Consider the following 14,870-nt stretch of genomic DNA (forward strand, 5'->3'; position numbering starts at 1 on the left):
CCCTCCTACGGCATCCACGCCTCGTACGACATCACATCGCCCGCCTTGATCTTGTAGTCGGGGACGTCCTTGGTGAACGTGATCTCACTGCCCAGCAGGGTGCCGGTCAGTGGGTCGAGGATGATCATCTGGCGGGAGCCCGCCACCGAACCGTCGTGACCGGTGTAGACGTACGCCTGGCCGCGGCGGCCGAGCCGGTCGGTGACGATCCCGGCGGGGCGCAGGCCGCCGGCCGAGGCCAGCAGCTCGACGATGGCGGCGGTCTCGCGCGGCCCCGGCGTCCACTCCTGCCGGTACGAGGACAGCGCCTGGAGCAGCTCCGGGGTGTCGCCGGTGCCGCTTCCGTAGAGCATGCGGAGGAGTTCGCGCAGGTCGTCAGGGTCGGTCGGCGGCTTCGTGCGGGAGGCGAGGCCACCGCGCTGCGCCTCGGAACCGGCCGGGTACACCTTGCGGTGCAACACCTTGCCGTCGTTGACGGTGCGCCAGCGCCCGTTGTCGTCGGCGTGGATCACGGGGCGGCCCGGGTGCCGCGGATCGGTCGCCACCACCATCTCGGAGCCGCCGCCGTCCGCGTTCCACCGGGTGATCCGCTCCTCGGGGACGGTGACCGGCGGCGCCGCGTCCGGGCCTGACTCCATGCTCATGTACCAGCTCTGGAGGTGGCTGCCGCGGCGCGGCCCGTCCTCGGGCCCTGCCGCCTTCGCACGGGCCGCGGCCCGGTGCGCCAGGACGTCGAGGGAGACGGACGGCGCGTCGGTCCGCAGATGGAGGGCGGTGGGCAAGGCGGCGGCCGTCTGCGCCCCGGGGCCCGAGAAGGTGTACGCGAGCACCGCGACGATCGCGAGCACGGCGGCCTCGGCGCGCACCACCAGGCGGCGCCGCACCTTCCTGCGGCGGGTGGTGAACAGCAGCTGGTTCAGGGCGCGTTCGGCCCGGTGGTCCAGCGGCCTCTCGCGCCACGGGCCCTCGTGGGACGACACCGGATCGACGGCGCGCAGCAGGTCCAGTTCGTCGTCACGCATCGCTGTAGCCTCCTGCTCGCACGGACACCGTCGCCCGCATCCGGTCGATCTGCGTACGGAGCCGGCCGCGGGCCCGGTGCAGCCGCATCGCCGCCGCGCTCTGGCTGCACCCGAGGGTGACCGCCAGCTCCTCGATGGTCAGTTCCTCCCAGGCCGTCAGCCGCAGGACCTCCTGGTCGGCGGGGGAGAGGCGGGCCAGCGCCTCGTGCACCCAGGAGCCGGGCCGTTCGGTGTCCGGGCTCTCCACGGTTCCCCGGCGGTGCGCGATCTCGTGATTGCCCAGGCGGTTCAGCAGCCGCCGGTAGCGGCCCAGCCCGCGCACCGTGTTGGCCAGGCAGTTCCTGGCCACCCCGTACAACCAGGGCAGGGGTGAGTCGGGAAGGTCGGCGCGGCGTCTCCAGGCTATGGAGAAGACCTCCGCGACCACTTCCTCGACCTCGTCTGCCTGCCCGTCCAGCCGACGCGCCACGAAGCGGCTGACCGCCCAGTAGTGCGTGCGATAGGCATCGGCGAAGGCTTCGTCCGTGCTCATGATCCGTTGGTGTCCGGCATGCCCCCGATCTTCACACCCTCTTCCGGTGATCCTTCACACGGCCCCGAAAAGGCCGCAGGAGTGAAGTCCGAGGGGGCTGCGGACACCTAGCAGGCATGAAACAACCCGTGAAGTGGCTGACGACCACCGACCACAAGACCATCGGCACGATGTACCTCGTCACCTCGTTCGCGTTCTTCAGCATCGGCGGCCTGATGGCGCTGGTGATGCGCGCCGAACTCGCCAGGCCGGGCCACCAGATCCTGTCGAACGAGCAGTTCAACCAGGCGTTCACGATGCACGGCACGATCATGCTGCTGATGTTCGCGACGCCGCTGTTCTCCGGATTCGCCAACTGGATCATGCCGCTGCAGATCGGCGCGCCCGATGTGGCGTTCCCGCGGCTGAACATGTTCGCGTACTGGCTCTACCTCTTCGGCTCGCTGATCGCGGTCGGCGGATTCCTCACGCCGCAAGGCGCGGCGGACTTCGGCTGGTTCGCGTATTCGCCGCTCACCGACTCCGTGCATTCACCGGGTATCGGCGGCGACCTGTGGATCATGGGCCTCGCCTTCTCCGGATTCGGCACGATCCTCGGTGCCGTCAACTTCATCACCACGATCATCTGCATGCGCGCACCCGGCATGACGATGTTCCGTATGCCGATCTTCTGCTGGAACGTGCTGCTGACCGCCGTGCTGGTCCTGCTGGCCTTCCCGGTGCTCGCCGCCGCGCTGTTCGCCCTGGAGGCGGACCGTAAATTCGGGGCGCACGTCTTCGACGCGTCGAACGGCGGGGCACTGCTCTGGCAGCACCTCTTCTGGTTCTTCGGCCACCCCGAGGTGTACATCATCGCGCTGCCGTTCTTCGGCATCATTTCCGAGGTCATTCCGGTCTTCTCCCGGAAGCCGATGTTCGGTTACATCGGTCTGATCGCGGCGACGATTTCGATCGCCGGTCTCTCGGTCACGGTCTGGGCGCACCACATGTACGCGACCGGCGGCGTACTCCTGCCGTTCTTCTCCTTCATGACCTTCCTCATCGCGGTGCCCACCGGCGTGAAGTTCTTCAACTGGATCGGCACGATGTGGAAGGGATCGTTGTCCTTCGAAACACCGATGCTGTGGGCGATCGGCTTCCTGATCACCTTCACCTTCGGCGGTCTGACCGGCGTCATCCTCGCCTCGCCGCCGATCGACTTCCACGTCACGGACACCTACTTCGTCGTCGCCCACTTCCACTACGTCATCTTCGGCACCGTCGTCTTCGCGATGTTCTCCGGATTCCACTTCTGGTGGCCGAAATTCACCGGCAAGATGCTGGACGAACGGCTCGGGAAGATCACGTTCTGGACGCTGTTCATCGGATTCCACGGCACCTTCCTCGTCCAGCACTGGCTGGGCGCCGAAGGAATGCTCCGCCGCATCCCCGACTATCTGGCGGCCGACGGATTCACCGCGCTCAACACCGTGTCCACCATTTTCTCCTTCCTCCTCGGCCTGTCCATGCTGCCGTTCCTCTACAACGTCTGGAAGACCGCGAAGTACGGCAAGAAGATCGAGGTCGACGACCCCTGGGGCTACGGCCGTTCGCTGGAGTGGGCGACCTCCTGCCCGCCCCCGCGGCACAACTTCATTTCCCTTCCCCGTATCCGTTCCGAATCCCCGGCATTCGACCTGCACCACCCGGAAATCGCCGCGGAAGGCGACGCGCTGGGGCAGGGCGACCGTGCTGCCCTGGACCGCGACGGTGAGCGGAGCGCCCGGGTATGAGCGGCGGGAGCGGGGTGAGCGACCTGAGCAATCCGAGCGGCATGGGCGAGGTGAGCGGCACAATGCGTACCGACGAAGCCATCAACGAAATCGAGGGCTATCTGCTCTGGGAGGCGGAGAAGAGCCGGGCACGCACCCGGGCCGAAGCCTTCTGCGCCGGGCTGCCCTGGCTCACCGACAGTCAGCGCGCCGAGGTCGAACGCCTCTACTGCCAGGACCAGGCGGAGCTGTCGAAGGCGTACCTGCAACGCATCGCCACCCGCAGCGCCTCCCTGCGGGCCGAGTACTCGGGTGTCTACCAGGTGCTGCGCAGGCGCCTGTTCACCGCGTTCGCCGCGGGCAGCGTCGCGGTGGCGGCGGCTGCGACGGCGGTGGCCGTTGTCCTCACCGCGCGCTGAGGACAACGGCCGGAAGGATCAGCCGGTGACGGTGATCGAGGACGCCGGATCGGTGGTGTCGGTGACCTTGTAGGTGGCGTTGAACGTCGAGCTGGTCGCCGTCGTCGGGCAGCCGAACCCGCCCTCCACCTTCACCGGCACCTTCGCGTCGGTGAACTTCAGGGTCGACGGCGCGCCGTTGGCCCAGGTGCCGTTGACGGTCGCAGCCGCCGTGGGCGCGGCCGTCACCGTGCAGTTGGCCAGGCCGCTGGTCTTGAGGACGAAGCCGCCCGACGGCATCGCGAGACCGGCGGTCACCTGCGTGCCGTTCTGCATGGCCACGCCCCAGGTGCCGGTGGTGCTGACGGTGGCGCCGACCCCCGGCATGCTCGTGGTGCAGGAGCCGTAGGTGGGCGCGGAGATGGCGCTGCTCACCGGCCCGGCCGCGTTGTGGTTGCCGGGGGCCGCCGGGACCTGGCCGGTGGATCCGGACGCGGTACAGGTCACGGTCACCGACCCCGCGGAGAAGGTGGCGCTGCCGCTGAGCGCGGCGCTGAAGCCGTGCCCGGCCGGCGTCACGGTGGTGGCCGCAGCGGCGGCCGTTGCCGCCCCCGCGGGCCCGGCCACCGCGAGCGGAAGCCCGACGGCCGCCGCGATGCCGGTCACGGCGGTGAGCACGGTACGTGGGGTGCGGGCGGATCTCATGGCAGGTCTCACGTCGGATGTCATGTCAGGTCTCCTTCTGCGGGTGCCCGGGAATCCGGGCGCGAGGGGGAAGGTGCGCGGGCACGACGGCCCCGTACGCGTACGAGCGCGTGGCGGTACGCGTACGGGCCCGCCGTGAACCGCGGAACGGTGGGACGGGCTTGCGTGTCTAGGCGGTGTCGCCGGCCGGGATGCCAGGTGCGCGCTCCCCGGTGGCGGGCAGCGGCTGCCAGGCGAAGATCAGCGCGCCGCCGATGATGCCGAGCACGGTGCCGATCAGGAAGCCGCCGAGGTTCGACAGCACCAGCGCGGCGGCCGAGAACAGCACCGTGAGGATGCCGGCGATGCCCCGGTAGTGCGGCGTGAACCAGGCCGACAGGCCCATCAGGATCATCACCAGGCCCATCAGCACCGAGGGGATGCCCGCGATGCCCTGCTGGAGCATGATCTTCAGCGGTGCGAGCGGGATGGCGCAGATCTCGGCGCCGGCCAGCACCGCCGCCAGACCGCCCCAGAACGGGCGGCCGGTGCGCCAGCGCCGCAGGCGGAGCCGGATGCCGGCCGCCATGTCAGAAGCATTCCTTCTTGCCCTTGGAGACCTTCATGCTCAGCCCGGACAGCCGGAACGTGCCCGCGTTGGTCGCCCAGGCCGTCTGCCGCAGGTGATCGATGGCGACGTCGTCGGCCTGCTGGGCGAACAGGTCCTGGAGGCCCTGGGCGCCGTCAGGACCCTTGGTGAGGGTGGAGGCGTCCCGGCCGATCTCGATGCGGTGGAAGGACGCGTTGCCGGACAGCTGGGTGGCGTCCACGAAGAGGTCGTCGGCCTTGACCGGCGTCTTCCCCGTGCCCGCGCTGAGGTTGAGCGAGATGTCGCCGATGACCGGCAGGTGCGTGACGACCGACTGGCACAGACTGTGCAGCTCGGCCGACTTGATGGCGGTGACGGCGACGGGCAGCAGGTCGCCCCTGGCGTTGGCGTCCACGCTGCCGTACTGCGCGAAGCCGTCGCCCGTGAGGCGGTCGGCCGAGACCTTGAACTGCTGTCCCGAGACGGCGAACGAGGCCGCAAGGGCTCCGTTGGCCAGGGCGATGCCGAGTGCTGCCGTGCAGGCGAGCGCCGGGACGGACAGCGCGGCGAACCGCCGCCAGCTGATGCGTCCCGTGACCTGTCTGCCGTGTGCGTCCTTCATACGAGTCCCCTTCGAAGAGCGGTGGCGCGCGCTGTCGATCACATGGGGGGCGAACAAGGGCGCTGCACAGGGGTGTTACGCACGGCGTCCTGTGGGGCGGCGCGGTGGTATGCAGCGATGAGGGGTGCCGAACGCGCTGTGCCGGGCGGACCGCCGACGCGGGCTGCGCCGGGCGGGCGGTACGGGCGGTGCGCTGTACTGCCGGGTGTTACCGGCGAGTTGAATGTAATTCCGCCACTCATCGCAGGCAAGGCCGGGCGCCCGACGGTTTTCGGACGACTTACGCCGCCGCCGACCACCGGCGCCCGGCGCACCCTCACCCGTACCGCACCCGCAGTTCCTTCACGCCGTTGAGCCACGCGGAGCGCAGCCGGCGGGGTGTGCCCGTGAGGGAGATGTCCGGCATGGCGTCGGCGATGGCCTGGAAGATGAGGTTGATCTCCAGGACGGCCAGCGACTTGCCGAGGCAGAAGTGCGGTCCGCCGCCGCCGAAGCCGAGGTGCGGGTTCGGGTCGCGGGTGATGTCGAAGGACTCCGGGCGGTCGAAGACCTCGGGGTCGTTGTTGGCGGACGAGTAGAAGATGCCGACCCGCTGGCCCTTCGCGATCCGCGCGCCGCCCAGGGTGGTGTCCCGGGTCGCGGTGCGCTGGAAGGAGACCACCGGCGTCGCCCAGCGCACGATCTCCTCCGCCGCGGTGTCCGGGCGCTCGCGCTTGTACAGCTCCCACTGCTCGGGGTGGGTGAGGAAGGCGTGCATGCCGTGGGTGATCGCGTTGCGGGTCGTCTCGTTGCCCGCCACCGCCAACAGCAGGACGAAGAAGCCGAATTCGTCCGAGCCGAGGTTGCCCTCGTCCTCCGCGGCGACCAGCCGGCTGACGATGTCCTTGGCCGGGCACTCCTTGCGGGCAGCGGCGAGGTTCATCGCGTACGAGATCAGTTCCATCGCCGCGTTGGTGCCGACCTCTTCGGTGATGGCCAGCTCGGGGTCGTCGTAGGCGATCATCTTGTTCGACCAGTCGAAGATGCGGGACCTGTCGGCCTGCGGGATGCCGATGAGTTCGGCGATGGCCTGGAGGGGCAGTTCGCAGGCGATGTCGGTGACGAAGTCGCCCGAGCCCCGGCGGCGCGCCTCGGTGACGATCTTCGCGGCGCGGTCGCGCAGCGCGTCCTCCAGCGCGCGGATGGCCCGCGGGGTGAAGCCGCGCTGGACGATCTGGCGCACCCGGGTGTGCTCCGGCGGGTCCATGTTGAGCATGATCAGCTTCTGGACGTCGATCTGGTCGCGGGTCATCGACGGGTGGAAGCGGATGATCGAGGTGTTGAGGTGGGCGGAGAAGATGTCCGGTTTCGTGGACACCTCCTTGACGTCCTCATGGCGGGTCACCACCCAGTAGCCGTCGTCGTCGAATCCGGCGATGCCGTGCGGCTGGGCGTTCCACCACACGGGCGCGGTCTGCCGCAGCTGCGCGAACTCCGGGAGCGGGACGCGGGACTGGTAGACGTCGGGGTCGGTGAAGTCGAATCCCTCGGGCAATGCTGGGCATGGCATCGGCGACTCCTGGTCAGGTCCGGCTCCGGCGCGGGCCCGTCCCGTGTCCGGCCGGGCGCGGACCGGGGCCGGGAGTGCCGGCTCCGCTGCGGGTTCTGACGGCTCATCAGATGTCGCGGTGAAGGTAGTGACGAGTCCTCCAACTGGCAAGGGTCGCGGCGGCACCTGTTGCGGACGAGGGCGCTTCGGCGGCCGATTCCGGGGCGCCGGGGATCGGACAACGAGGGTGCGCGCCCCTTGCGCGGCGGGGGACCGCTCACGAGACTGAGCGCAGAACTAGAACGCGTACTAGTTCTTCTTCCGTGGGTGCCGGGACGCCCCGCGGACGCGAGGAGAGGACGAGTCAGTCATGGCCGCGGAACCCGTCATCGTCGAAGCCGTACGCACCCCGGTCGGCAAGCGCCAAGGAGCGCTCGCCAACCTCCACCCCGCCTACCTCCTGGGCGAGACCTACCGCGAACTCCTCGGCCGTACGGGCATCCAGCCCGACTGCGTCGAACAGGTCGTCGGGGGCACCGTCACGCACGCCGGCGAACAGTCGATGAACCCGGCACGCAACGCCTGGCTCACCATGGGCCTGCCCTACGAGACCGCCGCCACCACCGTCGACTGCCAGTGCGGATCATCCCAGCAGGCCAACCACATGGTCGCCAACATGATCGCGGGCGGCGTCATCGACATCGGCATCGGCTGCGGCGTGGAGGCGATGTCCCGGGTGCCGCTGGGCAGCGGCTCCAAGCACGGACCCGGCAAGCCCTGGCCCGACGAGTGGCACGTCGACCTGCCCAACCAGTTCGAGGCCGCCGAACGGATCGCCCGCCGCCGCGGACTGACCCGCGAACACGTCGACGCACTCGGACTGCGCTCGCAGGAGCGGGCCGCCGCCGCCTGGGCCGAGGAACGTTTCAAGCGGGAGACCTTCGCCGTCCAGGTCCCCACCACCGAGGACGAACAGGCCGCCGGCCAGGGCATGTGGCGGCTCGTCGACCGGGACGAAGGGCTGCGCGACACCACCACGGACGCACTGGGCCGCCTCAAGCCCGTCATGCCGAACGCCGTGCACACCGCGGGCAACTCCTCGCAGATCTCCGACGGCGCCGCCGCCGTGATGTGGGCGTCCAAGCGGATGGCGCGGGCACTCAAACTCAAGCCGCGGGCCCGGATCGTCGCCCAGGCACTGGTCGGCTCGGACCCGCACTACCACCTCGACGGGCCGATCGACGCGACCCGCGCGGTCCTGGGCAAAGCGGGGATGTCACTCAAGGACATCGACCTCGTCGAGATCAACGAGGCGTTCGCCTCCGTCGTCCTGTCCTGGGCGCAGGTCTTCGAACAGGACCTGGAGAAGGTCAACGTCAACGGCGGCGCCATCGCCCTGGGCCACCCGGTGGGGGCCACCGGCGCCCGCCTGATCACCACGGCGCTGCACGAACTGGAACGCACGGACAAGGAGTTCGCACTGATCACCATGTGCGCGGGCGGCGCGCTGGCGACCGGCACCATCATCCAGCGGCTCTGATGCGGACGCCCGCCCGGAGCGCCTGACGGACGGCGGTCAGGGCGCTGCTGACGGATCTCCGCGGCGTCGCCTCAGCCGGGGGCGCCCCCTCGTGGCGCACCCCCGGCGTCCGGCACGTCGAAGGAGACCGGTGTGTCGAAGGCCGCGCGGCGGGTGGCCCGGCGCAGCGCCTTCAGCAGCGTGCCGCCCAGCGTCAGCGTCAGCAGCACCGTGACCACCGCACGGGGCAGGTCCCAGCCCAGCGAGGTGGCCAGGCAGTACGCGAGATAACGGGCCAGGTTGTCGGGCAGCGGATCGCCGGGGACGAACGAGACACCCGAGGCCATCCCGCCGATGTACGGCCAGCCCTGAAGGTTCATGACCAGCCCGTAGAGGACCGCGGACACCGCCCCGTACCCGGCGAGCAGGACCAGCTCGCGGCGGCCCCGCAGCCGGTCAGGCCCCGGAAGCAGCCCCGCGCCCATCGACACCCAGCCCATCGACAGCATCTGGAACGGCATCCAGGGACCGACACCGCCGGTCAGCAGGGCGGAGGCGAACATCGCCACCGAGCCCAGCACGAACCCGAACCCAGGACCCAGCACCCGGCCCGCCAGCACCATCAGGAAGAACATCGGCTCGATACCGGCCGTCCCGGCGCCGAGCGGGCGCATCGCCGCGCCGGCCGCGGCCAGCACCCCGAGCATCGCGATGGCCTTCGCGTCCAGACCGCTGTCGGCGATGGTCGCCACCACCACGGCCAGCAACATCGGCAGCAGCGCCGCGAACAGCCACGGCGCGTCCCGGGAATGGGCCAGCCCCGAAGCGGAGTCGGCGAGCAGCGGCCAGCCGAACGCCATCACCCCGATCGCCGAGACCAGCGTCAGCGCCGCGACGGAACGCGGCCCGAGCCGGACGGCCCGCACCTTGCGGCCCGCGCGCACGGCCCGCTCCGGAGCGTCGGATGTCATGAGGCGGCCTCCAGGGCGCGGGCGACCTGGGGAACGGTGAGCCAGGGCAGCGGGGCGAGGATCTTGGCGACCTGCGGGGCGAACGCGGGGGAGGAGACGACGACCTCGTCGGTCGGCCCGTCCGCGACGATCTCCCCGTCGGCCAGGATGACGACCCGCCTGGCCAGTTCGGCGGCCAGCTCCACGTCATGGGTGGCCAGGACGATGGCGTGCCCCTCGGCCGCGAGACCGCGCAGCACGTCCACCAGACGGGCCTTCGCCGCGTAGTCCAGACCGCGGGTCGGCTCGTCGAGCAGCAGCAGGGGCGGCCCCGCCGTCAGCACCACCGCCAGCGCGAGGGCCAGACGCTGCCCCTCGGACAGATCGCGCGGATGAACCGCCTCCGGAACGTCCGGCAGCAGCCGGGCGACCAGAGCACGGCAACTCCCGGGCGCCGCCCCCGCGTCCCGGTCGGCCGCCGCGCACTCCGCGGCGACGGTGTCCGCACACAGCAGGTCGCGCGGCTCCTGCGGAACCAGCCCGACGTGCCGCAGCAGCGCGCCGGGAGCGGTGCGGTGCGGGACCACGCCGCCGACCCGCACACCGCCGGCCGACGGCTCGTGCATCCCCACCAGAGTGGTCAGCAGCGTCGACTTGCCGGCACCGTTACGGCCCATCAGGGCGAGCGTCTCCCCGGCGCGTACGGTCAGGTCCACGGCGCGCAGCGCCTCGGTCCTGCCACGGCGGACGGCCAGCGCCGAGACGACGGCGGGCGGGTGCGCGTCGCCGGAAGCAGGCGCGGAAGCAGGCGCGGGCGCGGGTGAGGGCGCGGTATCGGGCGTCGCCGTGCCGCGCCGCCGCCACCACCGGCCGGTGGGACGGCCCGGCTCCGGCGCACCGGCAGCCGGCGCCACCGGCCCTGGCACCACACCCGCCCCGACGCGAACGGGCGCCGCCTCCGGGGCCAGCCCCGCCAGCCGCTCGCGCAGCGGGGCGGCCCGGCGCCTGGCGTCGCGCACCGACAGCGGCAGCGGCGACCAGCCCGCCAGCTCACCGAGGGCGACCACCGGCGGCTGCACCGGCGAGCCCGCCATGATCGCGGCGGGGTCGCCCTGCCGGGGCGGCGCACCCGGCGCCGGCAGCAGCACGACCTGGTCCGCGTAGTGCACCACCCGCTCAAGACGGTGCTCGGCGAGCAGCACCGTCGTACCCAGATCGTGCACCAGCCGCTGAAGGACGGCCAGCACCTCCTCGGCCGCCGCCGGATCGAGCGCCGACGTCGGCTCGTCCAGGACCAGCACCCGCGGGTGCGCGGTCAGCACCGAGCCGATCGCCACCCGCTGCTGCTGCCCACCCGACAACGTGGGCAGCGCACGGTCACGGAGACCGGCAAGACCCAGCAGATCCAGCGTCTCCTCGACACGGCGGCGCATCACATCAGGGGCGAGACCCAGCGACTCCATCCCGTAGGCGAGTTCGTCCTCCACGGTGTCGGTGACGAAATGCGCCAGCGGATCCTGGCCCACCGTGCCGACGACATCGGCCAGTTCACGCGGCGCATGGGTACGCGTATCACGCCCCGCGACGGTCACCCGGCCGCTGAGGGTGCCCCCGGTGAAGTGCGGCACGAGCCCGCAGACCGCGTTCAGCAGCGTCGACTTGCCGACCCCCGAAGGGCCGACGAGAAGACACAACTCGCCCTCGGGCACGGTCAGATCGACACCACGCAGCGCGGGCTGCGCCGCACCGTCGTAGCTGACCGAGACCTGCTCGAACCGGATCACTGCGCAGACTCCTTCTTCCGCCGGCCACTCCGGCCGGACACCGACGCCCCCGCCCCGCAGGACCCCGCCCCGCCGCCCGGCACGGCAGGCAGCGGCGCCACCCACGCGGGCAGCAGCCCCACCAGCACGGACAGGGCGGGCCACAGCGGCAGTTGCGGCGCGGTCAGCGGGACCGCCGACGGGTGCAGCGCGCCGGGCGCATAACCGTTCGCCGCGATCAGCAAGGCGGCGACGGCGATCCCGGAACCGGACACCAGCCAGGCGCGCACCCCCCACCGCTCCGGCCGGTAACGGGTGCGCACCGTACGGCGCCCGCCCAGCCACAACCCGGCCAGCGCCGCGGCGAGCCCCACGAGTAGCAGCGGCAGCCCGAGACCCGCACCCGCGTCGGCCAGCAGCCCGTACGTCCCCACGCAGACCCCGAGCAGCCCGCCCAGGGTCAGGACGGTGGTGGTGTGCCGTACCGCGCGCGGCACATGAGCGGTGCGGCCGTAGCCACGCGCGTCCATCGCCGCGGCCAGCGCGACCGACCGCTCCAGCGCGCCCTCCAGCACCGGCAGGCCCACCTGGAGGAGCGCCGCGACCCCGCGGTCGGGACGGCCGCGCAGCCGGCGGGCGGCCCGCAGCCGCTGCACATCGGCGACCAGATTCGGCGCGAAGGTCATCGCGACGACCACCGCGACCCCCGCCTCGTACAGCGCGCCGGGCAGCGACTTCAGCAGCCGCGCCGGATTCGCCAGCGCATTGGCCGCGCCGACGCAGATGAGCAGCGTGGCCAGCTTCAGACCGTCGTACAGCGCGAAGACCATGCCCTCGGCGGTGACCCGGCCACCGATGCGCACCCCCTTCGCCCAGTCGGGCAGCGGCAGTTCGGGCAGCGTCACCAGCGTGTGCGTCCCCGGAATCGGCGAACCGAGCAGGAAGGCGAAGACCAGCCGGATACCGAGCACCAGCAGCCCCAGCTTCACGAACGCCCCGTAGGAACGGGCCCAGGGCGCATCCGTACGGCGCACCGCGACGACGTAACCCGCGACGCCGACCAGCAGGCACAGCAGCAGCGGATTGGTGGTGCGGGACGCGGCGGTCGCAAGACCGAGCGCCCACAGCCACCACGCGCCCGCGTGCAGGGCCGTGCTGCGGGTCGCCTGCGGGGCGCTCATCCGCGCCGGCGGCGTGCCTGCCACCCGGCGGCCACACCCAGCACGACGACGACGCCGATCCCGCCGAGCAGCCCGGCGGAAGGACCACCGCCGTCCCCGCCCCCGTCCGCGCCCGCAGCCGGCTTCCCCGACGACGGCGACGCACCGGCCGACGCACCCGACCCGCTCACCTGCTCCGCGCACCCCGCCTTCGGATAGTCAGCGACGCCGCACAGCAGCCCGTGCGCGTCGTACCGGAGAGACGTGGCCACCGCCGCCAGCGCGTCACCCGCCGACGCGTCATCGGGCACCCGGGCACACTCCTCGCGCGGCTTCGGCGGCTGCTCGCCCTTCGGCGCATCCGCCGCCGTACCGAAATCGATGACGACCCCGACCCGCTTCGTGCCGTCCTTCGCCGGCGTACCGGCACACAGCGCCTTGAAACCGGCCGCGGGACGTGGCTTGCCCGCGGCGGCCGAGTCCGTGCTGACGGTGAAGCGGAAACCGGTGACGGCGCCGTCGGCCGGACGCATCGTGGCCGGGCCCTGCGTGGCGTACGCCCAGGACCCGCCGTCACCGTCCCAGAAAGACCAGTAGCGGTACTCCTGCGCCTGGGCGGGGCCCGCGCCCAGACCGGTCACGGCCGCCGCGAGCAGCAGGGCACAGGCGAGGCGCGTACGCCGCATCACAGCCCGCGCTTCCGTCGGCCGCTGATCAGGAAGCCGATACCGGCACCCACGGCGAGACCGATCACGATCACCCACCACACGTTGAAGCCGCCGTCCGACCCGGTGTCCTTCGGATCCTTGGCGGGCGACACGGACTGCCCGTCACCGGCCGGCTTCGGGCCCGTCGCGTTGAGCCCCGCGACCAGGTCCTTGCCGCCGAAGTCCCGCGGGTCGGCGCCGGTCGCGTGCGCGGCGAACACCAGCTGCGCGTACGCCGCAGGGCCGCCCGTCTTCGCCCACGGCGCGCCGTTCTTCTCCAGCCACGCCAGCGGTTCGCGGGCCGCCGCGCGGTGCCCGCCGGCGGCCAGCGCCACCACCGCGTCGGCGGTGTTGCCCACGTCGGGCTGCTTCTCCGCCCCCGGCATCGCGGACGGCAGGTGCTGCCCGTTCTTGCCGAGCTGCGCCACGAGGTAGGCGTCCGCGCCTTCCGCGGCCTCCTCACGGTCCGCCGCACCGGCCTTCCCGCCGTCCTCGCAGGACGGCGCCGCAGGTGCGCCGGCGTCCTTGCCCGCCGGGCCGACGACGAAGCCCTTGCCCAGGGCGCCGGTCGCCGCGGCCGCCGACGCGTCCGCGTTCGCCGCCGCGCCCTTGAGCTGGAAGGTGAACGCGCCCCGCTCGCCCTCCTTCACGTCACAGCCGAGCCGGAAGGTGAGCAGCCCCTCGTACGGAGACCTGCCGCCCTTCGTCACCGACTCGGGACGCTCACCGGCCGCGGTCAGCGCGCCGATCACCACGGACGTGGAGTTGGCGTCGCTCGGCGAACCGGCCGTCGAAGGCCAGCCGCCGTCGTCGTTCTGCACCGACTTCAGCCAGCCCACCGCCTTGTGCACGGCCTCGTCGTGCCCGCCGAGCGCGGCCAGCGCCTGCACGGCAGCCGCCGTCTGGTTGGTGTCCCGCATCGTCTTGGCGTCACACGCCTTCGCCGGGTCCGCGCGGAACGCGGCGAAGGCGCCGTCCGCGCACTGCTGCCCCGCCAGCCAGTCCACGGCGGACGCGGCAGGACGCACCCCCACCGTGTGCTGGGCAAGCAGCGCGAGCGACTGCCGCCACACCCCGTCGTACTGCGCGTCCCCGGAGCCGTACAGGCCCGCGGGCAGCTTCTTCGGGGCGGGCGGCGGCGAGTCGGCGAACGCGGCCGGGGCGGCGGTGCCCAGCACGGCGGCAGCCGCCAGCGCGGCGGCCACACGGCGCGCCAGGACGGCGAAGGAGGGGGCCATGGGGGCCATCGGTCGGTGCCTCTCGGTCGGTTCGCAGCGGTGGTGGTCGGGCACGCCCTACGCAGCCACGCTCGGCCGGCCGCCGCGTCGGCGGCCGTGGTGACCGTACGCGGTGGCACCGGGCTCAGCTCCGTATACCTCGACGGTGCCGCGCACCGGCCGGCCGCGGGCGGCGGATCCGGTGGCGGGAGCCTTGGTGTGCCCCACCGGGTGCTCCGGCTCGTACGGGCTCCGTGCGGCGCGCGCGTGCTTGCGGCGCGCGGGACGGGCCCGCCCTGACGGTTGCGGGTCAGCGCCGGATTTCCACCGGCTTCCCCCGATCGGGCACGGATGAAGTTATCCGCACACTTTAGCGGGCGGTCGCCACGGCAGGGCCAGCGGCGGCCCGCCGGGACCGGGCCCGCGGG

Annotated in this window: 14 protein-coding genes and 1 riboswitch; of the genes, 3 read left to right on the top strand and 11 right to left on the bottom strand. The window is 72.0% G+C overall.

Annotated elements, in window-relative coordinates:
- Positions 1–5 precede the first annotated feature (5 nt).
- On the bottom strand, positions 6–1,022 hold the full coding sequence (locus ACIBK8_RS33910; protein ID WP_399046322.1) for a CU044_5270 family protein: 1,017 nt from the start codon (positions 1,020–1,022) through the stop codon (positions 6–8).
- Entirely contained in the window at positions 1,015–1,554 is a 540-nt protein-coding gene (locus tag ACIBK8_RS33915) for an RNA polymerase sigma factor (protein WP_399046324.1), read from the bottom strand. Before ACIBK8_RS33915 ends, ACIBK8_RS33910 begins: the two co-directional genes overlap by 8 nt.
- 116 nt (positions 1,555–1,670) lie before the next feature.
- On the opposite strand from ACIBK8_RS33915, the gene ctaD reads away from it, so the two are divergent.
- A complete protein-coding gene (gene ctaD, locus ACIBK8_RS33920; protein WP_399046326.1) occupies positions 1,671–3,326 on the top strand; it encodes a cytochrome c oxidase subunit I in 1,656 nt (551 codons plus the stop codon).
- Positions 3,323–3,724: a hypothetical protein gene (locus ACIBK8_RS33925; RefSeq protein ID WP_399046328.1), complete on the top strand. Its 402-nt coding sequence runs from the start codon at positions 3,323–3,325 to the stop codon at positions 3,722–3,724. Before ctaD ends, ACIBK8_RS33925 begins: the two co-directional genes overlap by 4 nt.
- Positions 3,725–3,742: 18 nt before the next feature.
- Here ACIBK8_RS33925 and ACIBK8_RS33930 read toward each other — a convergent pair whose 3' ends face one another.
- The 4 genes from ACIBK8_RS33930 to ACIBK8_RS33945 all read right to left on the bottom strand — a co-directional run bounded on the left by ACIBK8_RS33930 (position 3,743) and on the right by ACIBK8_RS33945 (position 7,147).
- Positions 3,743–4,432 (bottom strand): hypothetical protein, encoded by a 690-nt coding sequence (locus ACIBK8_RS33930; protein WP_399046329.1) that lies wholly within the window; start codon positions 4,430–4,432, stop codon positions 3,743–3,745.
- Positions 4,433–4,577: 145 nt separating this feature from the next.
- Positions 4,578–4,976 (bottom strand): DUF6114 domain-containing protein, encoded by a 399-nt coding sequence (locus ACIBK8_RS33935; RefSeq protein ID WP_399046331.1) that lies wholly within the window; start codon positions 4,974–4,976, stop codon positions 4,578–4,580.
- A 1-nt stretch (position 4,977) separates the two neighbouring features.
- Complete coding sequence (locus ACIBK8_RS33940) at positions 4,978–5,598, bottom strand: DUF6230 family protein (protein ID WP_399046333.1); 621 nt, start codon at positions 5,596–5,598, stop codon at positions 4,978–4,980.
- Positions 5,599–5,914: 316 nt separating this feature from the next.
- Positions 5,915–7,147, bottom strand: a complete 1,233-nt coding sequence (locus ACIBK8_RS33945; RefSeq protein ID WP_399046334.1) for a cytochrome P450 — start codon at positions 7,145–7,147, stop codon at positions 5,915–5,917.
- A 349-nt stretch (positions 7,148–7,496) separates the two neighbouring features.
- Between ACIBK8_RS33945 and ACIBK8_RS33950 the strand changes: the two genes are divergently transcribed.
- Positions 7,497–8,666: a steroid 3-ketoacyl-CoA thiolase gene (locus ACIBK8_RS33950; protein ID WP_399046335.1), complete on the top strand. Its 1,170-nt coding sequence runs from the start codon at positions 7,497–7,499 to the stop codon at positions 8,664–8,666.
- 71 nt (positions 8,667–8,737) lie between these two features.
- Here the strand turns inward: ACIBK8_RS33950 and ACIBK8_RS33955 are convergent, their stop codons facing one another.
- Genes ACIBK8_RS33955 through ACIBK8_RS33975 form a run of 5 tightly spaced genes read right to left on the bottom strand, consistent with a single transcriptional unit; the run spans position 8,738 to position 14,472 of the window.
- The gene (locus ACIBK8_RS33955; protein WP_399046337.1) at positions 8,738–9,616 is read right to left on the bottom strand and encodes an ECF transporter S component; all 879 of its coding nucleotides are present in this window, start codon (positions 9,614–9,616) and stop codon (positions 8,738–8,740) included.
- Complete coding sequence (locus ACIBK8_RS33960; RefSeq protein WP_399046339.1) at positions 9,613–11,379, bottom strand: ABC transporter ATP-binding protein; 1,767 nt, start codon at positions 11,377–11,379, stop codon at positions 9,613–9,615. The genes ACIBK8_RS33955 and ACIBK8_RS33960 overlap by 4 nt, the downstream gene beginning before the upstream one ends.
- Positions 11,376–12,539: a CbiQ family ECF transporter T component gene (locus ACIBK8_RS33965; RefSeq protein WP_399046375.1), complete on the bottom strand. Its 1,164-nt coding sequence runs from the start codon at positions 12,537–12,539 to the stop codon at positions 11,376–11,378. The genes ACIBK8_RS33960 and ACIBK8_RS33965 overlap by 4 nt, the downstream gene beginning before the upstream one ends.
- Positions 12,536–13,204 carry an SCO2322 family protein gene (locus ACIBK8_RS33970; protein ID WP_399046340.1) on the bottom strand — a complete coding sequence of 223 codons (669 nt, stop codon included), beginning with the start codon at positions 13,202–13,204 and terminating at the stop codon, positions 12,536–12,538. Before ACIBK8_RS33970 ends, ACIBK8_RS33965 begins: the two co-directional genes overlap by 4 nt.
- Complete coding sequence (locus tag ACIBK8_RS33975; protein WP_399046342.1) at positions 13,204–14,472, bottom strand: prenyltransferase/squalene oxidase repeat-containing protein; 1,269 nt, start codon at positions 14,470–14,472, stop codon at positions 13,204–13,206. Before ACIBK8_RS33975 ends, ACIBK8_RS33970 begins: the two co-directional genes overlap by 1 nt.
- A gap of 178 nt (positions 14,473–14,650) precedes the next feature.
- Positions 14,651–14,818, bottom strand: a riboswitch (cobalamin riboswitch).
- Positions 14,819–14,870 lie beyond the last annotated feature (52 nt).

The sequence above is a fragment of the Streptomyces sp. NPDC050161 genome (assembly GCF_044460025.1).
Lineage (GTDB): Bacteria > Actinomycetota > Actinomycetes > Streptomycetales > Streptomycetaceae > Streptomyces.